Source organism: Enterobacter chuandaensis, from assembly GCF_039718975.1.
In the GTDB taxonomy this organism is placed as follows: Bacteria; Pseudomonadota; Gammaproteobacteria; order Enterobacterales; family Enterobacteriaceae; genus Enterobacter; species Enterobacter chuandaensis.
Genome location: NZ_CP097173.1, coordinates 1,989,221 through 2,008,810 on the forward strand (window position 1 = coordinate 1,989,221; position 19,590 = coordinate 2,008,810).

General features: G+C 53.6%; 22 protein-coding genes. 12 read left to right on the forward strand and 10 right to left on the reverse strand.

The window, feature by feature from the left end; translation table 11 throughout:
• The first annotated feature begins 28 nt into the window (after window positions 1–28).
• The 5 genes from chbC to chbG all read left to right on the forward strand — a co-directional run bounded on the left by chbC (window position 29) and on the right by chbG (window position 4,857).
• The gene (chbC, locus tag MX657_RS09705; protein ID WP_014883475.1) at window positions 29–1,387 is read left to right on the forward strand and encodes a PTS N,N'-diacetylchitobiose transporter subunit IIC; all 1,359 of its coding nucleotides are present in this window, start codon (window positions 29–31) and stop codon (window positions 1,385–1,387) included.
• 47 nt (window positions 1,388–1,434) lie between these two features.
• Window positions 1,435–1,782, forward strand: a complete 348-nt coding sequence (chbA, locus tag MX657_RS09710) for a PTS N,N'-diacetylchitobiose transporter subunit IIA (RefSeq protein ID WP_346808270.1) — start codon at window positions 1,435–1,437, stop codon at window positions 1,780–1,782.
• Between the two features lie 29 nt (window positions 1,783–1,811).
• Window positions 1,812–2,630, forward strand: coding sequence for a transcriptional regulator ChbR (chbR, locus tag MX657_RS09715; RefSeq protein ID WP_032644864.1), 819 nt, complete (start codon window positions 1,812–1,814; stop codon window positions 2,628–2,630).
• 110 nt (window positions 2,631–2,740) lie between these two features.
• Complete coding sequence (locus MX657_RS09720; protein WP_346808272.1) at window positions 2,741–4,096, forward strand: 6-phospho-beta-glucosidase; 1,356 nt, start codon at window positions 2,741–2,743, stop codon at window positions 4,094–4,096.
• A gap of 11 nt (window positions 4,097–4,107) precedes the next feature.
• Window positions 4,108–4,857 carry a chitin disaccharide deacetylase gene (gene chbG / locus MX657_RS09725; protein WP_119914789.1) on the forward strand — a complete coding sequence of 250 codons (750 nt, stop codon included), beginning with the start codon at window positions 4,108–4,110 and terminating at the stop codon, window positions 4,855–4,857.
• Between the two features lie 89 nt (window positions 4,858–4,946).
• On the opposite strand, the gene katE is transcribed toward chbG, so the two are convergent.
• On the reverse strand, window positions 4,947–7,196 hold the full coding sequence (katE, locus tag MX657_RS09730; protein WP_346808274.1) for a catalase HPII: 2,250 nt from the start codon (window positions 7,194–7,196) through the stop codon (window positions 4,947–4,949).
• A gap of 203 nt (window positions 7,197–7,399) precedes the next feature.
• On the opposite strand from katE, the gene cedA reads away from it, so the two are divergent.
• A complete protein-coding gene (gene cedA, locus MX657_RS09735; RefSeq protein WP_208861674.1) occupies window positions 7,400–7,639 on the forward strand; it encodes a cell division activator CedA in 240 nt (79 codons plus the stop codon).
• 49 nt (window positions 7,640–7,688) lie between these two features.
• Here the strand turns inward: cedA and tcyP are convergent, their stop codons facing one another.
• From tcyP to hxpB, 4 genes are all read right to left on the reverse strand, one after another.
• Complete coding sequence (gene tcyP, locus MX657_RS09740; protein ID WP_080327398.1) at window positions 7,689–9,080, reverse strand: cystine/sulfocysteine:cation symporter; 1,392 nt, start codon at window positions 9,078–9,080, stop codon at window positions 7,689–7,691.
• A 127-nt stretch (window positions 9,081–9,207) separates the two neighbouring features.
• Window positions 9,208–9,798, reverse strand: a complete 591-nt coding sequence (locus MX657_RS09745; RefSeq protein WP_346808277.1) for a metal-dependent hydrolase — start codon at window positions 9,796–9,798, stop codon at window positions 9,208–9,210.
• A 94-nt stretch (window positions 9,799–9,892) separates the two neighbouring features.
• Window positions 9,893–10,654, reverse strand: coding sequence for a 2-dehydro-3-deoxy-D-gluconate 5-dehydrogenase KduD (gene kduD, locus MX657_RS09750; protein WP_080327396.1), 762 nt, complete (start codon window positions 10,652–10,654; stop codon window positions 9,893–9,895).
• 128 nt (window positions 10,655–10,782) lie between these two features.
• Window positions 10,783–11,454: a hexitol phosphatase HxpB gene (gene hxpB / locus MX657_RS09755; RefSeq protein ID WP_080327395.1), complete on the reverse strand. Its 672-nt coding sequence runs from the start codon at window positions 11,452–11,454 to the stop codon at window positions 10,783–10,785.
• A 148-nt stretch (window positions 11,455–11,602) separates the two neighbouring features.
• On the opposite strand from hxpB, the gene MX657_RS09760 reads away from it, so the two are divergent.
• Window positions 11,603–12,139: a YniB family protein gene (locus MX657_RS09760; RefSeq protein WP_119914787.1), complete on the forward strand. Its 537-nt coding sequence runs from the start codon at window positions 11,603–11,605 to the stop codon at window positions 12,137–12,139.
• Window positions 12,140–12,175: 36 nt separating this feature from the next.
• On the opposite strand, the gene MX657_RS09765 is transcribed toward MX657_RS09760, so the two are convergent.
• The 3 genes from MX657_RS09765 to pfkB form a co-directional block, all read right to left on the reverse strand.
• A complete protein-coding gene (locus tag MX657_RS09765) occupies window positions 12,176–13,036 on the reverse strand; it encodes a fructosamine kinase family protein (protein ID WP_346808279.1) in 861 nt (286 codons plus the stop codon).
• Window positions 13,037–13,141: 105 nt separating this feature from the next.
• Window positions 13,142–13,432: a type V toxin-antitoxin system endoribonuclease antitoxin GhoS gene (gene ghoS / locus MX657_RS09770; protein ID WP_119914786.1), complete on the reverse strand. Its 291-nt coding sequence runs from the start codon at window positions 13,430–13,432 to the stop codon at window positions 13,142–13,144.
• Between the two features lie 104 nt (window positions 13,433–13,536).
• Window positions 13,537–14,469: a 6-phosphofructokinase II gene (gene pfkB, locus MX657_RS09775; protein WP_217479740.1), complete on the reverse strand. Its 933-nt coding sequence runs from the start codon at window positions 14,467–14,469 to the stop codon at window positions 13,537–13,539.
• 297 nt (window positions 14,470–14,766) lie between these two features.
• On the opposite strand from pfkB, the gene MX657_RS09780 reads away from it, so the two are divergent.
• Complete coding sequence (locus tag MX657_RS09780) at window positions 14,767–15,525, forward strand: DUF481 domain-containing protein (protein WP_080327390.1); 759 nt, start codon at window positions 14,767–14,769, stop codon at window positions 15,523–15,525.
• Between the two features lie 152 nt (window positions 15,526–15,677).
• On the opposite strand, the gene yniD is transcribed toward MX657_RS09780, so the two are convergent.
• Complete coding sequence (gene yniD, locus MX657_RS09785) at window positions 15,678–15,785, reverse strand: small membrane protein YniD (protein ID WP_003857815.1); 108 nt, start codon at window positions 15,783–15,785, stop codon at window positions 15,678–15,680.
• Window positions 15,786–15,885: 100 nt separating this feature from the next.
• Complete coding sequence (yncL, locus tag MX657_RS23680) at window positions 15,886–15,978, reverse strand: stress response membrane protein YncL (protein WP_080327389.1); 93 nt, start codon at window positions 15,976–15,978, stop codon at window positions 15,886–15,888.
• Window positions 15,979–16,300: 322 nt separating this feature from the next.
• Between yncL and thrS the strand changes: the two genes are divergently transcribed.
• The 4 genes from thrS to rplT all read left to right on the forward strand — a co-directional run bounded on the left by thrS (window position 16,301) and on the right by rplT (window position 19,477).
• Window positions 16,301–18,229 carry a threonine--tRNA ligase gene (thrS, locus tag MX657_RS09790; RefSeq protein WP_028012814.1) on the forward strand — a complete coding sequence of 643 codons (1,929 nt, stop codon included), beginning with the start codon at window positions 16,301–16,303 and terminating at the stop codon, window positions 18,227–18,229.
• A 3-nt stretch (window positions 18,230–18,232) separates the two neighbouring features.
• Window positions 18,233–18,775, forward strand: a complete 543-nt coding sequence (infC, locus tag MX657_RS09795; RefSeq protein WP_023616141.1) for a translation initiation factor IF-3 — start codon at window positions 18,233–18,235, stop codon at window positions 18,773–18,775.
• A gap of 97 nt (window positions 18,776–18,872) precedes the next feature.
• A complete protein-coding gene (rpmI, locus tag MX657_RS09800; RefSeq protein ID WP_001124225.1) occupies window positions 18,873–19,070 on the forward strand; it encodes a 50S ribosomal protein L35 in 198 nt (65 codons plus the stop codon).
• Between the two features lie 50 nt (window positions 19,071–19,120).
• Window positions 19,121–19,477, forward strand: a complete 357-nt coding sequence (gene rplT, locus MX657_RS09805) for a 50S ribosomal protein L20 (protein ID WP_000124850.1) — start codon at window positions 19,121–19,123, stop codon at window positions 19,475–19,477.
• Window positions 19,478–19,590: the final 113 nt, after the last annotated feature.

Below are 19,590 nucleotides of genomic sequence, written 5' to 3' on the forward strand. Positions count from 1 at the left end.
GTGTTACGGCATTTAAGGGTATTTTCCTATGAGTAAAGTCATCGCTTCACTTGAAAAGGTACTCCTTCCTTTTGCTGTTAAAATAGGAAAGCAGCCTCACGTTAATGCCATCAAAAACGGTTTTATTAAATTAATGCCGTTAACGCTGGCCGGGGCCATGTTCGTTTTAATTAACAACGTTTTTCTGAGCTTTGGTGAAGGTTCCTTCTTTTATTCATTAGGAATTCGGTTAGACGCTTCCACGATTGAAACCCTTAACGGTTTTAAAGCCATCGGCGGCAACGTATATAACGGTACGTTAGGTATTATGTCGCTGATGGCACCTTTCTTTATCGGGATGGCACTGGCTGAAGAGCGTAAAGTGGATCCGCTGGCCGCCGGGTTATTATCCGTTGCCGCGTTTATGACCGTCACGCCTTACAGCGTGGGTGAAGCCTACGCCGTAGGTGCCAACTGGCTGGGCGGGGCCAACATCATCTCCGGTATTGTTATCGGCCTGGTGGTGGCAGAAATGTTCACCTTTATTATCCGTCGCAACTGGGTTATTCGCCTGCCGGATAGCGTACCGACTTCCGTTTCTCGTTCATTTTCCGCGTTGATTCCAGGCTTCATTATTCTCTCCATTATGGGGATTATCGCCTGGGCGCTCTCTCACTGGGGTACGAACTTCCACCAGATCATCATGGACTCTATCTCTACGCCGCTGGCGTCGATGGGTGGCGTGGTAGGTTGGGCGTATGTGATTTTCACCTCTCTGCTGTGGTTCTTCGGCGTGCACGGTTCACTGGCACTGGCCGCGCTGGACAGCGGAATTATGACCCCGTGGGCACTGGAAAACGTTGCGCTTTACCAGCAGTATGGCTCCGTTGATGCGGCGCTGGCGGCAGGTAAAACCTTCCATGTGTGGGCGAAGCCGATGCTTGACTCCTATATCTTCCTGGGTGGTACCGGGGCGACCTTGGGTCTGATCATCGCGGTCTTTATTGTCTCTCGTCGCGCTGACTATCGTCAGGTGGCTAAACTGGCCCTGCCATCAGGCATCTTCCAGATTAACGAGCCGATTCTGTTTGGTCTGCCAATCATCATGAACCCGGTAATGTTCATCCCGTTCATCCTGGTACAGCCGCTGCTGGCAGCCATCACCCTGACGGCTTATTACATGGGTATCATTCCACCGGTCACCAACATTGCACCGTGGACCATGCCGGCAGGTCTGGGCGCGTTCTTCAACACCAACGGTAGCGTCGCGGCCTTCCTGCTGGCGATATTCAACCTCGGGATTGCGACCCTGCTTTACATGCCATTCGTGGCGATTGCAAACAAAGCCGCCACCATTATCGATGAAGAAGAGAGCGAAGAGGATATTGCCCTCTCACTGAAATTCTAAGATTGACCGGCGCGGGGAAGCCCGCGCCAGCCACAAGGAGCTTAAAAATGTTAGATTTGGATAGTATCGTCGCAGACGAAGCCGCAGAGAACGATCTCGAAGAAGTGGTGATGGGCCTTATCATCAACTCCGGACAGGCACGCAGCCTGGCGTATGCCGCACTGAAGCAGGCCAAGCAGGGCGATTTCGTCGCCGCGAAAACCATGATGGAGCAGTCCCGCACGGCGCTGAACGAAGCGCACATGGTGCAGACAAAGCTGATTGAAAGCGACCAGGGCGAAGGAAAGATGAAGGTCAGCCTGGTGCTGGTACACGCCCAGGATCACCTGATGACCTCCATGCTGGCGCGCGAGCTGGTAGCGGAGTTAATCGAGCTTCACGAGAAAATGCACTGAGTCGGATTTTGCAGCAGGAGGTCAGCACGATGGAAATTAAAACCGCATTTGAACAGCAGCTGTTTAATGGCAAAAATTTTCACGTGGTTATCTACAACAAGACGGAGAGCGCCAGTGGCCTGCACCAGCATGACTACTATGAGTTCACGATTGTTCTGACCGGCCGCTACTACCAGGAGATCAACGGTAAGCGCGTCCTGCTTGAACGTGGGGATTTTGTCTTCCTGCCGATGGGTTCTTATCATCAGAGCTTTTACGAATTTGGTGCCACCCGTATTCTGAACGTGGGCGTCAGCAGACGCTTCTTTGAGAAACACTACCTGCCGCTGGTGCCGTTCTGCTTTGTGGCCTCTCAGGTATACCGTGTCAAAAACGAGTTCATGACCTGGATTGAAACGGTTATCGCCTCGCTTAACTTCCGCGACAATGAATTTGATGAATTTATTGAAACGGTGACCTTCTACGTGATGAACCGGTTGCGCCACCATCGTGAAGAGCAGCAGGTGACGGATGATGTTCCGCAGTGGCTGCGCAGTACCGTTGAGCTGATGCACGATAAAGGCCAGTTCAGTGAAAATGCGCTGGAAAATATGGTGTCACTGTCGGGCAAATCCCAGGAATATCTGACCCGCGCGACGCAGCGTTATTATCGTAAAACGCCTGTGCAAATTATTAATGAAATCCGCATTAACTTTGCTAAAAAACAGCTGGAAATTACCAACTACTCGGTTACTGATATTGCTTATGAGTCAGGGTACAGCAGTCCCAGCCTGTTTATTAAAACCTTTAAGAAATTGACTTCATTCACACCGAACAGTTACCGGAAAAATTTAACGGTAATTAACTGAATTTCGGCGGACTTATCCGCCACACATATTGCTTTAATGGCTTGCCCAAATAGCGGGAAGAGTACGCTATACCTTGCAGGCGATTAACCTGATACGCTAAGGGAGATATTATGCAAAAGAAATTAAAAGTCGTAACCATTGGTGGCGGCAGCAGCTATACCCCGGAATTACTCGAAGGTTTTCTGAAACGTTATCATGAATTACCGGTCAGCGAATTATGGCTGGTGGACGTTGAGGAAGGTCAGGAGAAGCTGGATATTATTTTCGACCTGTGCAAGCGCATGGTGGAGAAAGCGGGCGTGCCTCTGACCGTGCACAAAACGCTCGACCGTCGACTGGCGCTGAAGGATGCGGATTTCGTCACCACTCAGCTGCGCGTTGGCCAGCTTAAAGCGCGCGAGCTGGATGAACGTATCCCGCTGAGCCACGGCTACCTGGGGCAGGAGACCAACGGCGCGGGCGGTCTGTTTAAAGGCCTGCGCACCATTCCGGTGATTTTCGACATCGTCAAAGATGTGCAGGAGATCTGCCCGAACGCGTGGGTGATTAACTTTACTAACCCGGCCGGAATGGTAACCGAGGCGGTTTATCGTCATACCAATTTCAAACGCTTTATCGGCGTCTGTAATATTCCGATCGGCATGAAGATGTTTATCCGCGACGTGCTGGCCCTGACCGATCAAGACGAGCTCTCTATCGATCTGTTCGGCCTGAACCATATGGTGTTCATTAAAGACGTTATCGTGAACGGAAAATCGCGTTTTGCCGAACTGCTCGACGGCGTGGCTTCCGGCCGCCTGACCGCGGCTTCCGTGAAAAACATCTTTGACCTGCCGTTCAGCGAAGGGCTGATCCGCTCGCTGAATCTGCTGCCGTGCTCTTACCTGCTGTACTACTTCAAGCAGAAAGAGATGCTGGCCATCGAAATGGGCGAGTACTATAAGGGCGGCGCGCGCGCGCAAATCGTTCAGAAAGTTGAGAAGCAGCTGTTCGATTTGTATAAAGATCCGAACCTGAACGTCAAACCGAAAGAGCTGGAGCAGCGAGGCGGGGCTTACTACTCCGATGCAGCGTGTGAAGTGATTAACGCCATCTACAACGACAAGCAGGCGGAGCACTATGTGAATGTGCCGCATCACGGCCATATCGACAATATCCCGGCTGACTGGGCCGTCGAGATGACCTGCATCCTGGGACACGATGGCGCTAAACCGCATCCACGCATCACCCATTTCGATGATAAGGTCATGGGCCTAATCCACACAATTAAAGGCTTTGAAGTAGCGGCAAGCAACGCGGCGCTGAGCGGTGAACTCAATGACGTGCTTCTGGCGCTCAACCTCAGCCCGCTGGTGCATTCCGACCGCGATGCGGAGCAGCTGGCCAGCGAGATGATCCTGGCGCATGAAAAATGGTTGCCGAACTTTGCCGCCACGATCGAGAAGCTGAAGTTCAAACAACACTGAGAGGATGCACAATGGAAAACCTGCTGATCGTTAATGCTGATGATTTTGGCCTCTCGAAAGGCCAGAACTACGGCATTATTGAAGCCTGTCGCCGCGGGGTAGTGACCTCTACCACGGCACTGGTGAATGGTGAAGCGGTTGAACACGCGGCGCAGCTGAGCCGTGAGGTGCCAGAGCTGGGCGTCGGCATGCATTTTGTGCTGACGCTCGGAATGCCGCTTTCGCCAATGCCGGGTCTGACGCGTGACGGCCTGCTGGGCAAATGGATTTGGGAACTGGCGGAGCAGGGTGCTCTGCCGCTCGAAGAGATTGCCCGTGAGCTGGACTGCCAGTACAACCGCTTTGTTGATGTGTTTGGCAAGGCGCCGACACACATCGACAGCCATCACCATGTGCATATGATCCCGGCGATTTTCCCGATTGTTGCCGGATTTGCACAGCGTAAAGGCGTGGCGATGCGCGTGGATCGCGACGTGCGCGGAGTACCGGAGTGCGCCGTGACGACAACAGAGGGGTTTAGCAGCGCATTTTACGGCGATGAAATCGACGAAGCGCTGTTCCTGAAGGTGCTGGATGAGTCCGCTGCCCGGGGCGAAACGTCGGTGGAAGTGATGGCGCACCCGGCGTTTGTTGATAACACCGTGCGTAAGAGCGCCTACTGCTGGCCGCGTCTGGCTGAGCTGGACGTGCTGACGTCGGCCTCGCTGAAATATGCGATTGCCGAGCGCGGGTATCGGTTGGGGACGTTTGGGGATCTTTGAGATAAAGCCCGGTGGCGGCTTCGCCTTACCGGGCCTACAAAACCAGTCGAAATGTAGGCCGGGTAAGCGCAAGCGCCACCCGGCTTTTTTTACGCCGGTATCTGATCAATCTTACTGCTGCGCGACCAGACGCGGTGCGCGGCGAGCAGATCAAACAGTTTCGTCATAAAGGCATCGTCAACGTTATCGCCCTCGACAATGCCGTCCTCACCCTGCTCGGCAACCTTCAGCTGTGCCTTAAACTGTCGCGCGTCGCCGGACAACGCGATCGGTTTCAGGTGCTTATAGGCTTCCAGCAGATAATAGACGGCGTCACCGTTGTTCAGCAGGCTGTCAATATCCCCGCACGGCACAATCACCGCATCGACGGTCAGCGATGGCGCGCCGGCAAAGGTCGCCGCCACCGGCAGCACGGAACCATCATTCGCGATCACTTCACCCATGCGGGAATAGAGCAATTTGGCGTGTACGCCCTGGGTTTTCAGCGCCTGCATAATCCCCAGCACGTCGCTGGCGCGGGTTTTGTCGTTTAGCAGGATGGCGACCACGCGTCCCTTAATCGAACCACCCGGCACCGCATACAGGCTCAGCGACGGATCTTTCTTCACGCCGTTAACCTCTTTCGGCGGCGCAAGATTGCGCTGCTCATCGGTCAGGGTGATACCAAGGTTATCCGCCACGCTCTGGGCGAGCTGAATATCAATATGTGCCAGCTGATCGACCACGCGCTCGCGGATGTAGGCGCGCACCACTTTACTCAGTTCGAAGCTAAAGCCGCCGATGATGTGCTGTTGCTCAATCGGCGTCTGGCTGTTCCAGAACAGGCGAGGGTGAGCGTAATACTCGCCGAAAGAGGGGCTGCGCTCGCGAATTTTGTTGCCGTCGATACGTTCCTGGTACGATTCGAATCCGCCGCGTTTCGGGCCGGGCGGGGTTTCTCGCGGCCAGTTGTCGCTGATGGAGTTCGGCTCATAGTTCGCCGGGTTGGTATCAATATCCTGACGGTGCATCCCGTCGCGCTGGAAATTATGGTACGGGCACGTTGGACGGTTAATCGGGATTTCATGGAAGTTTGGCCCACCAAGACGGCTAATCTGCGTATCGGTATACGAGAACAGGCGCCCTTGTAAGAGCGGATCGTTGGTGAAATCCAGACCGGGAACGATGTGACCCGGGTGGAACGCGGCCTGCTCGTTTTCGGCAAAGAAATTATCCGGGTTGCGGTTGAGCACCATTTTACCCACCAGCTGAACCGGCACCAGCTCCTCAGGAATGAGTTTGGTCGGGTCAAGCAGGTCGAAATCGAACTTAAACTCGTCTTCTTCCGGGATCAGCTGCAGGCCCAGTTCATATTCCGGGAAGTCACCCGCTTCAATGGATTCCCACAGCTCACGGCGATGGAAGTCCGGATCGCGCCCGGTGAGCTTCTGCGCCTCATCCCACACCAGCGAGGCTTTACCCGCCACAGGCTTCCAGTGGAAGCGGACAAACGTGGCTTTTCCTTCCGCGTCGATCATGCGGAAGGTATGAATACCAAACCCTTCCATCGTGCGATAGCTGCGCGGGATCCCACGGTCAGACATCGCCCACATTACGTTGTGCAGGGTTTCAGGCTGCAGGGAGACATAGTCCCAGAAAGTGTCGTGCGCACTTTGTCCCTGCGGTATCGCCCAGTGGGGCTCCGGTTTTACCGCATGGACAAAGTCAGGAAATTTATGCGCATCCTGAATGAAAAACACCGGGGTGTTATTGCCCACCAGATCGAAAATACCCTCTTCGGTATAAAACTTGGTGGCAAAGCCGCGGATATCACGCACCGTGTCGGCGGAACCTGCACCACCCTGTACGGTGGAGAAGCGCACAAATACCGGCGTGATTTTGTCCGGGTCGGAGAGGAAGTCCGCTTTGGTGATCGCTTTCAGGCTTTTGTATGGCTGGAAGTAGCCGTGCGCCGCAGAACCGCGCGCGTGAACGATGCGCTCCGGAATTCGCTCGTGGTCGAAATGGGTGATCTTTTCCCGCAGGATAAAATCTTCCAGCAGCGTTGGCCCACGCGACCCGGCGCGCAGGGAGTTCTGGTCATCGGCTATGCGCACGCCCTGGTTGGTGGTGAGCGCAAAACCTTCGCCGCCTTTACGGTGTGGCTCAAGCGATTTCAGTTTCTCGTTTCCGGTGTCCGGAGATTTCATGCTTCCCGGCGCGGTTGGCTGTTCGCCAGGGGCAGAGGGGCCGGGGGAGGGGCGATGAGAGCCGTCAGAAGGGGCGAGAGAGTCCATACCCGGTTGAGATTCTTCAGTGCCATGAATCGGTGATTGATGTGATTTATCTTTGTTCGACATTGCACGCTTCTCCTTTATCCATTGCTAAAAACCCTATTAAGGATAGAACAATGTTGTGAAATGGCTCGCTAACTAAGAGTTTTCACATGCCGTCATTGACGAAAGGAGCCTTCTCGCCCACTCGGGGCGCGACGGAAGGTAGCAGGATCGGCTATCATAGAATTTTCCTGCTTCAAGAATTTGCTTTAGTGAACCAGTCGCTTATGAAACCTCTTCGTCAACAAAACCGCCAGGTTATTAGCTATGTGCCCCGCGTTGAGCCCGCGCCGCCTGACCATGCCCTGAAAGTGGATGGTTTTCGCGATGTCTGGCAGTTACGGGGCAAATACGTGGCCTTTGTGCTGATCGGCGAACATTTCCGCCGCTCGCCCACGTTTACCGTGCCGGAGTCAGCGCAGCGGTGGGCGACGCAGATCCGCCAGGATGAAGAGGTTGAAGAATAACAGCCATAAAAAAACCGCCATCAGGCGGTTTTTTTAATGTCTGCAGTGATTAACGGTGCGCCAGCTCGGCATCGTCTTCACTTTCCAGAATGGCTTTGTCGGTCTGCTTCAGCCACTGGCTGGTCAGCGTACCGGCGGTCATGGAGCCGCTCACGTTCAGCGCGGTACGGCCCATGTCGATCAGCGGTTCAACGGAGATCAGCAGCGCGACCAGCGTGACCGGCAGACCCAGCGCAGGCAGCACAATCAGCGCGGCGAAGGTTGCACCACCGCCGACACCTGCAACGCCAGCGGAGCTGATGGTAACGATGCCAACCAGCGTCGCGATCCACACTGGATCCAGCGGGTTGATCCCAACGGTAGGGGCAACCATCACCGCCAGCATTGCCGGGTAGAGACCCGCACAGCCGTTCTGACCAATGGTGGCACCAAAGGACGCAGAGAAGCTGGCGATAGACTCAGGTACGCCCAGACGGCGGGTCTGCGCTTCAACGTTCAGCGGAATAGACGCGGCGCTGGAGCGGCTGGTGAAGGCAAAGGTCAGTACCGGCCATACCTTACGGAAGTATTTCAGCGGGCTGACGCCGTTCACGCCCAGCAGGATGCCGTGCACCACGAACATAATGCCCAGGCCCAGATAAGAGGCGACAACGAAGCTGCCCAGCTTAATGATGTCCTGCAGATTAGAGCCAGCTACCACTTTGGTCATCAGCGCCAGAACGCCGTATGGCGTCAGCTGCATGACCAGACGGACCAGCTTCATCACCCAGCTTTGCAGGGTATCAATAGCAGTCAGCACGCGTTCGCCTTTCGGCGCGTCGTCTTTCAGCAGCTTAAGCGCCGCCACGCCCAGGAACGCCGCGAAGATCACCACGCTGATGATGGAGGTTGGGCTTGCACCGGTCAGGTCAGCAAACGGGTTCTTCGGAATGAAGGAGAGCACCATCTGCGGAACCGTCAGATCAGCCACTTTACCCACGTAGTTGGTTTGAATTGCGGTCAGACGCGCCGTTTCAGCGGTACCCTGAACCAGACCTTCGGCCGTCAGACCAAACAGGTTGGTGACCAGCACCCCTACCAGCGCGGCAATCAGCGTGGTAAACAGCAGGGTGCCAATGGTCAGGAAGCTGATTTTACCCAGTTGGGTTGCGTTGTGCAGGCGGGCTACGGCGCTCAGAATAGAGGCAAACACCAGCGGCATAACGATCATCTGCAGCAGCTGGACATAGCCGTTACCGACAATGTTGAACCACTGGATAGAATCTTTCAGAACTGGATTATCGGAGCCATAAATCGCCTGTAATGCCAGACCAAATACGACACCCATGGCCAGACCAACCAGCACTTTTTTCGCCAGACTCCACTGTTTGTGGCGCGCCTGCGCGAGAAGCAATAGCAATACAACGAACACGACAATGTTCGCGATGAGTGGAAAATTCATCCCCGTTCTCCTGATTTATTATGGGATCGGTTTTTCCCGATCCTGTTGGCGGAAGGTTAGCAGAAGTGTGATGTGGCGCTTATATCCAAATGGAATGGTTTATGACAAACGGAGTGATTTTGTCGTTTTACTGTTCAATCTGGTGATGAATAAAACGATTGAACTGAAATTGCAGCGAATTAATCATCTGGGAAGACCAGCGCACTGCACTGTTTTCGGGCAATGTTTGCGGCATCCAGACGGCGTAGGCGAACAGCGCCATGCACAATACGCGCTCCAGCTGGTTACCTTTCTGCGGCGCAAGTATGGGAAAACGGAAACGCCACCGGCAGGGCCAGAGCAGCGGCACGCCTGCGGGCGTCAGCATATCGGCGAGGATATGGCTTAAGTAACCCAGCACCATACCCTGAATGGCATCGCCCGGCACGATCCAGCTTTCGGGCACTTTTAAATAGAAAATCGTCAGCAGGGCGAACACGGCCAGCAGGCTGTGGGTAAAGCCCCGATGGCCGAACGCGCGGGCAATGGGTTTCGACACCCATTTCAGGCGCTGTCCGAGGAACGATTTCGGGTGGTCAATATCGGGTAGCAGGCAGGTTAATACGGCGGAAGGGACAATATGCCACCAGTCTCCCTGTGCAAGCACGGGAGTAAGTTCTGCGTTTTTGGCAAATACTGCGCACGCAATGGAAAAAAGCAGGTGGCCTTCCGCCGTCATGATAAAACCCACGAAACTGTCAATTTATACAGTATAGGGTTTTTATACAGTGGGCGAAAGAGGTGACGGTGTAACTGTTTGTCACAAACGCGCGTCAGCGCGCCAGCCAGCCGCCGTCGACGGCTAAGGTGTGACCATTTACGTAATCTGATGCGGAGGAGGCTAAAAAGACGACCGGTCCCTGAAGGTCATCCGGTACTCCCCAGCGCCCCGCCGGGATGCGGTCAAGGATTTCCGCATTACGCTGTTCGTCCGCGCGCAGCTGCTGCGTGTTGTTCGTCGCCATGTAGCCCGGCGCGATGGCATTCACGTTGATGCCATGTGTCGCCCACTCATTCGCCAGCAGACGCGTGATGCCGAGTACGCCGCTTTTCGAGGCAGTATACGACGGCACGCGAATGCCGCCCTGGAAGGAGAGCATCGAGGCAATATTGATAATTTTGCCGCCCTGGCCCTGGGCGATAAATTGTTTGGCTACCGCCTGCGAAAGGAAAAAGAGCGACTTGAGATTCAGGTTCATGACGTCATCCCAGTCTTTTTCACTGAACGCCAGTGCATCCTCCCGGCGGATCGTCCCGGCATTGTTCACCAGAATATCGACTCGCCCCATCGCCGCCACGGCGGTATCCACAACGTGCTGAAGATTATCTTGCTGGCTGAGATCGGCCCGAATAGCTACAAATCGTCTTCCGAGCGAGGTGACGCAGCTCGCCGTTTTCTCCGGATCTTTGCGGTTTACGCCCACGATATCGCATCCCGCCTGCGCCAGTGCAATGGCCATGCCTTGTCCCAGACCGGTATCGCACCCGGTGATGAGGGCCACTTTGCCTGAAAGAGTAAAGGTGTCCAGAATCATACGCGCCTCAGAAGCCTGATTATTGTCGTTCTGAGGTTAAAGATAGGAGGCGGGAATAAGAAAAGCAAACGAAATGAAACGATGTTTTGTTTTTATCAGGCAGCATGACGCTGCCTGAAAGCGGAGCGTTATTCGCCGCGCAGGTGTTGCACCGTCAGCTCAGCCAGCGAATTCAGCTTAACGTCAGCAAGAGCATACCGGGGATCGTGGCGATTTTCTTCATCGGGAACCACAATGGAGCGCATACGCGCGGCTTTGGAAGCCACCATCCCGTTGACGGAATCTTCCAGCGCGACGCAGGTAAGCGGATCAAGTCCCAGCTTTGCGGCACAGTCCATATAGACCTGCGGGTGCGGCTTGCTGTAGGGCAGTTTTTCCGCGGAAGCCAGGGCGTCAAAACTGTCGCGCAGCTCAAACATGATCAGCACCTTTTCCAGCATATGCAGCGGTGAAGCCGAGGCCAGGCCGACCTTCAGCCCCTGCGATTTGCACAGCGCAACAGCTTCACGTACGCCCGGCAAGAGCGGCTTGTTCTCCTCCACCAGCGCGATGGCGCGGCTGATAATGCGCGCGGTGACTTCGTCGCGATCGGGTCCCACCCACGGCTGTTGGGCGTACCAGAGGTCAACGACCATATCAATGCGCAGGCCCAGCGTGTCGGGAAGTTCATTACGGCGGCTGATATCAACGCCCAGGCTGGCCATCACGTCCAGCTCGGCGCGATCCCACAACGGCTCGGAATCAATCAGTAATCCATCCATGTCAAAAATAGCGGCAAGTATCTGGCGCGGTGTCGACATCACAACGTCTCCTTATCCAGGGTGTTCGACAGACGATAAGTGCTATGCACAGTCTGCAATTTAGCATATTGCTTTTAAAGAGCGGGCGAAATTGATGACCAGCAGGTAGACTTAGGCTCAAATAACGCGTCTTTATGAAGAGGAACTGATGACGTATCAACAAGCTGGACGCATTGCTGTCTTAAAACGTATTGTTGGCTGGGTAATTTTTATTCCCGCCGTCATATCAACGCTGATCTCCGTGCTCAAGTTTATGTACGATCACAGCGAAAAACAGCCGGGCATTAATGCGGTAATGCTTGATTTTGCGCATGTCATGATTGAGATGATGCGGTTCAACACGCCGTTCCTGAACGCTTTCTGGTTCAATTCGCCAACGCCTGACTTTCATCATCAGATGAACGTTGGGTTCTGGATTATCTATGCGCTGATTTTTGTGGCGATGGCGCTGCAGGCTTCGGGCGCACGAATGAGTCGCCAGGCCCGTTTTTTACGCGAAGGGGTGGAAGATCAGCTGATACTTGAGAAGGCGAAAGGCCCGGAAGGGATGAGCCGCGAGCAAATTGAATCCCGCATTGTGGTACCGCGTCACACCATTTTCCTGCAGATTTTCCCGCTCTATATTCTTCCCGTTATCATCATTGTGGCAGGATACTTCTTCTTTTCACTGCTCGGTTTTCTGTAGCAGACAGGGGTGGCTGTACGGCCACCCGCTCTGTCCTCACGCGGCAAGCATGCGTTCAAGCGCACGCTGGGCGTTAACCAGATGCTGCCCACCAAACAGAATGGCCCGGTTCATTAGCGTATAGAGCTGATATACCGGCTGACGTTCGAGAAAATCAGGCGGCAGGGGGGAGACAGACTGATAGCCATCGTATATTTGCGGCGGCTGTTCGGGATGGAGCGGCAGCATGGCGAGATCGCACTCACGATCGCCCCAGTAACAGGCCGGGTCGTAAATATAGGGGCCGCCAGGGCCCAGCGCGCAGTTATCGGACCATAAATCGCCGTGCAGCAGAGAAGCCTGAGGCTGGTGGGAGGCCAGACGCTGCTGAACATGCTCGACGATGGCGTCAATATTGCCAAACGCCAGCCCTTTTTCAGCGGCTAACTCAAGCTGCCAGCCAATGCGCTGCTCGGCAAAAAATGTTGACCAGCGGCGCTGCCAGGCATTGGGCTGCGGCGTGGTGGAAAGGTCGTTGTCAAAGTCGAGACCAAACTGGGGCTGGTCACTCCACTGGTGCAGGCGCGCCAGCTGCTGGCCGAGAATGAAGGCATTATGGGCATCCAGCGGGCGGGCAGGAAGATACTCCATGACTAAAAAACTGTAGTCCCGGTCGCTGCCTACGGCCAGTACCTCAGGTACCGTCACCGTTTTACTGCGCGACAGCAGTTCAAGCTGGTCAGCTTCAGCGGTAAAAATCGGGAGCAGCTCCCGCTCATCGCATTTAACGAAAAGATCGCGTCCTGCGTAGCGTAAATGCCACGCGGCGTGGATCTCACCGCCCGGCAGTTCGTTACGCAGTTCAATTTCACCTTCACCCAGTTGCTCACTTAAAAGATGACTGATAGCCTGCCACATGTTGTCTCTCCCATGTTGTCTGCCAGATCATAAAGTTAGCGCATAATTGCGGTAAAAAAATACGAACTAACGCACACCTGAGCGGTTTAAATTCATACAGGGCACTTATTGTTCTTTTTTCTGCCAGCTTTCCCAGGTCTCTACGGTAATATCGGCTGGCTTGTCGGTCACACTTTCCACCAGACTGGCGGCCAGCGCCTGAACCTCTTCCTCACTCAGGGCGCCGATCAGCCCGAATGTCAGGGTGCCTAAATCATGAATATGGCCTTCGTCATCCGTCAGCGTGAGCAGGAAATTAGCCCGCGTGAAGGCGTTGTTGAGCTCATTAAGCTCGGTCAGCGATGCTTCATGAAGATTGATGGTCACGACGTAGCGAGTGATGTCACCACTGCTCATAATTCACCTCATTGTTATCATGGAAGTTTTCTTAGCATAGTCGATGGGCCGTATTTGGCGACTACGATGCGGCTTTCCCCTCCCGGTCGGGAGGGGAGAATGCGTTAATTGCGGGACAGGTAATCGACGATTTTTTGCGTATCGGCCAGCGAGCAGAGACGCGTTCCCTGGTTGATGGTCGCGGCGCTACCCGCCGCAACGCCGTAGCGCGTCATGTCCAGCAGCGATGCGCCCTCGGCGAGTTTAAGCGTCATTGCGCCCACCATGCTGTCACCCGCGCCAACCGTGCTCTGGCTCTTCATCGGCGGCGGGACGACCTGAACGGATGACGTTTCATCGACCGCCAGCGCCCCCTGCGGGCCAAGGGAAACCACGACGCGTCGCGCTTTGCCGCTGCGCACCAGCTCCTGCGCGGCAGTGCGAACATCGTCAGGCTGCGTCAGTTCGCGGTTGACCAGCGCGCTTAACTCTTTCTGGTTCGGTTTGACCAGCTCGAGATTACCCGGCACCAAGGCAGCCTGCAGCGCTTCACCGCTGCTGTCGACGATGCAGCGGATGCCGCGCTGCTGAGCCGCCTGAATAAGCGCCGTGAGCTTTTCTGTGCTTACGCCAGGCGGCAGGCTGCCGCTTATCACCAGCAGTGCGCCGCTTTCAATCGTCAGCACTTTTTCTTCAAGCTGGCGAAACTCATCATCGCTCAGTTTTGCCCCCGGCATAACAAAACGATACTGCTCTCCGCTCGACTCCACGTGGACATGCAGGTTCTGGCGCGTCCAGTCTTTAGCATCGACCGTCTCCACGGCAACCTGTTCATCAGCCAGCAGAGAGACCAGGTGTTCACCCGTAGCGCCACCCGCGGGAAAAATGGCCGTCGCTTTGCCGCCGAGATGCGTAATGGCGCGCGCCACGTTGATTCCACCGCCGCCGGGCTCGAAGACGGGCGCGCTGCAGCGCAGTTTACCTTCCGGGTAAATCTGGGGCGTCAGGGTCGCGGAATCCAGGGAAGGGGAGAGCGTCAGGGTGTAGATAGAAACCATCTTTACCTCCTTTTAGCGTGGGTTCCTTTTAGTCTGGCACCATTTGTCAGGAAGGCAATGTAAATAACAGTATGATTTTAAATATGAATACTGACGAAAAACCCTGAGCGGGATATATAAACTAAAACGCATTTTGAGATCGTTCTTATTCAAAAAATGAAATAAGAAAACATTGCTATGTTATTTGCGGCTTTTTATAATTTGTTACCTTTCTCTGGACGCCTTGTCATTGATCCTCAAGAAAGTTTCCGAGACCGTGGTGGTCTCTTTTTTTGTTGTACGGACTCCTTAAATAAAATGAAGCTTTTGAAGACAGTACCCGCAGCACTGATGCTGGCGGGTGGCGTATTTGCGTCACTGAATGCAACCGCCGATGACACCGTTTTTACTGTCATGGACGATCCTTCCTCCGCGAAAAAACCGTTTGAAGGTAACCTGAATGCCGGATACCTGGCGCAATCCGGTAACACGAAAAGCTCTTCTCTGACGGCGGACAGTACGCTGACCTGGTATGGCAATACCACAGCCTGGTCTCTGTGGGGAAATGCCAGCAACACGTCCGCGAATGATGAACGTTCTTCCGAGAAATATGCGGTAGGTGGGCGTAGCCGTTACAACATGACTGATTATGACTACATCTTTGGTCAGGCAAGCTGGTTAACGGACCGTTATAACGGCTATCGCCAACGCGATGTATTCACCGCCGGTTATGGTCGTCAGTTCCTGAATGGTCCGGTGCACAGCTTCCGTTTTGAATTCGGTCCTGGTGTACGCTATGACGAGTACACCAATGGCGAAGATGAAACCCAGCCGCTGGGTTATGCATCGGGCACTTACGCGTGGCAGATGACCGACAACACCAAATTTACTCAGGGCGTTTCTGTGTTTGGTGCCGAGGATACGACGCTGAACTCTGAGAGCGCGCTGAACGTGGCTATCAACGAGCATTTCGGTTTGAAAGTGGCCTACAACGTGACCTGGAACTCTTCACCACCGGCAAGTGCGCCCGATCACACCGATCGCAGAACCACGATCTCATTAGGTTATAAAATGTAATACGCGCGGGCCGATAATAATATTGGCCCGTTTTTTAATCACGTATCTTCAACATCCCTGAATACACCGTATTTCTTTATTATGGCTAAAGCGCGCCGATAAATTTACATCACTCGAAACGGCGTTTATTTTCTGGACTGCAATGTTTGCGTTTAGCCCCAAATCATCGCCGCCCAACGCAGCAACAGCATCGCGCCGCAGATGGCAATCAGCACTACCACCATTTTCCAGTGTTTTACGGCAAATCGTTTTGTTGGCATAACCTGATCCTTGTTCGTTGATGCGCTTAGTTTACCAAACAGGGCAAAAAAATGCCCCATCTCGGGGGAGGGATCGGGTTATGCCACCCTGGCGTTCAGCTCAGAACCAGTGGAATCGGTCGGCGAGAATTAACAATAAACCGGTAGCGGAAAGGATGTTCAATATCACAACCGTTCTTGGGGATACGTTCATGGTATATACCTTTGGGTTTAACAACCTGTACAAGGATAGCTCCGCATCTCTGAAATGCGAGCGCCGAGAGATGCAGCCGGTAATTCCCGTAAAAGCGCCAGCGGATCAATCTCCCCGCAGAGGGTGCATTCTCCCTTTTGTTAGTGTTAACATTGCAGGGCTTGTCGTAAATCCGACGTTGTCTGATTTTTCGGCAGGTCAATGATGACGAACCAATTTGACGATTGTTGGTCAGATGGTCTCGTAATCTCTTGTCAAATCACGATTATTTTCTTTGTATATGCTCTTATGTGTGGGGCATCACTGCAAATAAGGATATAAAATGCCTGTAATTACTCTTCCTGATGGCAGCCAACGCCATTTCGACCACGCTGTTAGCCCAATGGATGTTGCCCTGGACATTGGTCCTGGCCTCGCGAAAGCGACCATCGCAGGCCGTGTGAACGGTGAGCTGGTTGATGCGTCCGATCTGATTGAAAACGATGCGACGCTTGCAATCATCACCGCGAAAGACGAAGAAGGTCTGGAGATCATTCGTCACTCCTGCGCGCACCTGTTGGGTCATGCCATCAAGCAACTGTGGCCAAACACCAAAATGGCGATCGGTCCGGTTATCGACAACGGCTTTTACTACGACGTTGACCTTGACCACACCCTGACCCAGGAAGATATCGACGCGCTCGAAAAACGTATGCACGAGCTCGCCGAAACCAACTATGACGTCATCAAGAAGAAAGTCAGCTGGCACGAAGCGCGTGAAACCTTCGTCAAGCGTGGCGAGAGCTATAAAGTCTCTATTCTCGATGAAAACATTGCCCATGATGACAAGCCTGGCTTGTACCATCACGAAGAATACGTCGACATGTGCCGTGGACCGCACGTGCCGAACATGCGCTTCTGTCATCATTTCAAACTGATGAAGATCGCTGGCGCCTACTGGCGTGGCGACAGCAACAACAAGATGTTGCAGCGTATCTATGGTACCGCGTGGGCGGATAAGAAAGCCCTGAACGCGTACCTGCAGCGCCTGGAAGAGGCCGCTAAGCGTGACCACCGTAAAATCGGTAAGCAGCTCGACCTGTATCACATGCAGGAAGAAGCACCGGGTATGGTGTTCTGGCATAACGACGGCTGGACTATCTTCCGTGAACTGGAAACGTTCGTGCGCTCCAAGCTGAAAGAGTACCAGTATCAGGAAGTGAAAGGCCCGTTCATGATGGACCGTGTGCTGTGGGAAAAAACCGGCCACTGGGACAACTACAAAGATGCAATGTTCACCACCTCGTCTGAGAACCGTGAATACTGCATCAAGCCAATGAACTGCCCGGGCCACGTTCAGATCTTCAACCAGGGTCTGAAATCCTACCGCGACCTGCCGCTGCGTATGGCGGAGTTCGGTAGCTGCCACCGTAACGAGCCATCAGGTGCGCTGCACGGTCTGATGCGTGTTCGTGGCTTTACGCAGGATGATGCGCATATCTTCTGTACTGAAGATCAGGTTCGTGATGAAGTTAACGCCTGTATTCGTATGGTCTACGATATGTACAGCACCTTTGGCTTCGAGAAGATCGTCGTCAAACTCTCAACGCGTCCGGAAAAACGTATCGGTAGCGATGAGACCTGGGATCGCGCAGAGGCGGATCTCGCCGTGGCGCTGGAAGAGAACGGCATTCCGTTCGAATACCAGCTGGGCGAGGGCGCATTCTACGGTCCGAAAATTGAATTTACCCTGTATGACTGCCTCGATCGCGCATGGCAGTGCGGTACTGTACAGCTGGACTTCTCCCTGCCGCAGCGTTTAAGCGCCTCTTATGTTGGCGAAGACAACGAGCGTCAGGTACCAGTAATGATTCACCGTGCTATTCTCGGTTCTCTGGAGCGCTTCATCGGCATCCTGACCGAAGAGTTCGCCGGCTTCTTCCCAACCTGGCTTGCGCCAGTGCAGGTCGTAGTGATGAACATTACCGATTCTCAGGCGGATTACGTTAAAGAATTGACGCAGAAACTACAAAATGCGGGCATTCGCGTAAAAGCAGACTTGAGAAATGAGAAGATTGGCTTTAAAATCCGCGAGCACACTTTACGTCGTGTCCCGTATATGTTGGTCTGTGGTGATAAAGAGGTGGAAGCAGGCAAAGTTGCCGTTCGCACCCGCCGTGGTAAAGACCTGGGCAGCCTGGACGTAAGTGAAGTGATTGAGAAGCTGCAACAAGAGATTCGCAGCCGCAGTCTTCAACAACTGGAGGAATAAGGTATTAAAGGCGGAAAACGAGTTCAAACGGCACGTCCGAATCGTATCAATGGCGAGATTCGCGCCCAGGAAGTTCGCTTAACAGGTCTGGAAGGCGAGCAGCTGGGGATTGTGAGTCTGAGAGAAGCGATCGAAAAGGCTGAAGAAGCTGGAGTAGATTTAGTTGAAATCAGCCCTAACGCCGAACCGCCAGTTTGTCGTATCATGGACTACGGCAAGTTCCTTTATGAAAAGAGTAAGTCTTCTAAGGAACAGAAGAAGAAGCAAAAAGTTATCCAGGTTAAGGAAATCAAATTCCGTCCTGGTACCGACGATGGCGATTATCAGGTAAAACTCCGCAGCCTGATTCGCTTTCTGGAAGATGGCGATAAGGCCAAGATCACACTGCGTTTCCGCGGTCGTGAGATGGCCCACCAACAGATTGGTATGGAAGTGCTTAACCGCGTCCGTGACGATCTGAGTGAACTGGCAGTAGTCGAATCCTTCCCTACGAAGATCGAAGGCCGCCAGATGATCATGGTGCTCGCTCCTAAGAAGAAACAGTAAGGCCTTCAAGCAGCAAAATCTGTGGAGCCTTCGGGCCCCATAGGTTTTGTTCGCCTATGTTTCGTTTATTTAACAATGCGAAGTGGAAGTTATTAAAATGCCAAAAATTAAGACCGTACGCGGTGCTGCTAAGCGCTTCAAAAAAACCGGTAAAGGTGGTTTTAAGCACAAGCACGCTAACCTGCGTCACATTCTGACTAAGAAAGCTACCAAGCGTAAACGTCACCTGCGTCCAAAAGCCATGGTTTCTAAAGGCGATCTGGGCCTGGTCATCGCGTGCCTGCCGTACGCATAAGTCGTTAACGTTTAACTTTTTTAACTTAGAATAGATACAGGAGAGCACACATGGCTCGCGTAAAACGTGGTGTAATTGCACGTGCACGTCACAAGAAAATTTTGAAACAAGCTAAAGGCTACTACGGTGCGCGTTCACGCGTATACCGCGTTGCCTTCCAGGCTGTTATCAAAGCAGGTCAGTACGCTTACCGTGACCGTCGTCAGCGTAAGCGTCAGTTCCGTCAACTGTGGATTGCGCGTATCAACGCAGCAGCACGTCAGAACGGTATTTCTTACAGCAAATTCATCAACGGCCTGAAAAAAGCCTCTGTTGAAATCGACCGTAAGATCCTGGCTGACATCGCAGTATTCGACAAAGTAGCGTTCACCGCTCTGGTCGAAAAAGCGAAAGCAGCACTGGCATAAGCCAGTTGAGAGAGGGGGCCTGGCTCCCTCTTTTCATTTAACGCCATCAGAAGATTGACATTTATCCGTGCAGGCTTTTCAATAAGGTCTTAACGGTTTTTACCACACAAGGT

Excerpts from the sequence above, each read along its gene's own strand:
- MX657_RS09745 (WP_346808277.1), bottom strand. The coding sequence starts at position 9,798 with ATGACGGCGGAAGGCCACCTGCTTTTTTCCATTGCGTGCGCAGTATTT.
- rplT (WP_000124850.1), top strand. The coding sequence starts at position 19,121 with ATGGCTCGCGTAAAACGTGGTGTAATTGCACGTGCACGTCACAAGAAA.
- hxpB (WP_080327395.1), bottom strand. The coding sequence starts at position 11,454 with ATGTCGACACCGCGCCAGATACTTGCCGCTATTTTTGACATGGATGGA.
- kduD (WP_080327396.1), bottom strand. The coding sequence starts at position 10,654 with ATGATTCTGGACACCTTTACTCTTTCAGGCAAAGTGGCCCTCATCACC.
- chbA (WP_346808270.1), top strand. The coding sequence starts at position 1,435 with ATGTTAGATTTGGATAGTATCGTCGCAGACGAAGCCGCAGAGAACGAT.
- yniD (WP_003857815.1), bottom strand. The coding sequence starts at position 15,785 with ATGCCAACAAAACGATTTGCCGTAAAACACTGGAAAATGGTGGTAGTG.
- cedA (WP_208861674.1), top strand. The coding sequence starts at position 7,400 with ATGAAACCTCTTCGTCAACAAAACCGCCAGGTTATTAGCTATGTGCCC.
- katE (WP_346808274.1), bottom strand. The coding sequence starts at position 7,196 with ATGTCGAACAAAGATAAATCACATCAATCACCGATTCATGGCACTGAA.
- tcyP (WP_080327398.1), bottom strand. The coding sequence starts at position 9,080 with ATGAATTTTCCACTCATCGCGAACATTGTCGTGTTCGTTGTATTGCTA.
- rpmI (WP_001124225.1), top strand. The coding sequence starts at position 18,873 with ATGCCAAAAATTAAGACCGTACGCGGTGCTGCTAAGCGCTTCAAAAAA.
- MX657_RS09765 (WP_346808279.1), bottom strand. The coding sequence starts at position 13,036 with ATGTGGCAGGCTATCAGTCATCTTTTAAGTGAGCAACTGGGTGAAGGT.
- chbC (WP_014883475.1), top strand. The coding sequence starts at position 29 with ATGAGTAAAGTCATCGCTTCACTTGAAAAGGTACTCCTTCCTTTTGCT.
- chbR (WP_032644864.1), top strand. The coding sequence starts at position 1,812 with ATGGAAATTAAAACCGCATTTGAACAGCAGCTGTTTAATGGCAAAAAT.
- chbG (WP_119914789.1), top strand. The coding sequence starts at position 4,108 with ATGGAAAACCTGCTGATCGTTAATGCTGATGATTTTGGCCTCTCGAAA.
- yncL (WP_080327389.1), bottom strand. The coding sequence starts at position 15,978 with ATGAACGTATCCCCAAGAACGGTTGTGATATTGAACATCCTTTCCGCT.
- thrS (WP_028012814.1), top strand. The coding sequence starts at position 16,301 with ATGCCTGTAATTACTCTTCCTGATGGCAGCCAACGCCATTTCGACCAC.
- ghoS (WP_119914786.1), bottom strand. The coding sequence starts at position 13,432 with ATGAGCAGTGGTGACATCACTCGCTACGTCGTGACCATCAATCTTCAT.
- pfkB (WP_217479740.1), bottom strand. The coding sequence starts at position 14,469 with ATGGTTTCTATCTACACCCTGACGCTCTCCCCTTCCCTGGATTCCGCG.
- MX657_RS09720 (WP_346808272.1), top strand. The coding sequence starts at position 2,741 with ATGCAAAAGAAATTAAAAGTCGTAACCATTGGTGGCGGCAGCAGCTAT.
- MX657_RS09760 (WP_119914787.1), top strand. The coding sequence starts at position 11,603 with ATGACGTATCAACAAGCTGGACGCATTGCTGTCTTAAAACGTATTGTT.
- MX657_RS09780 (WP_080327390.1), top strand. The coding sequence starts at position 14,767 with ATGAAGCTTTTGAAGACAGTACCCGCAGCACTGATGCTGGCGGGTGGC.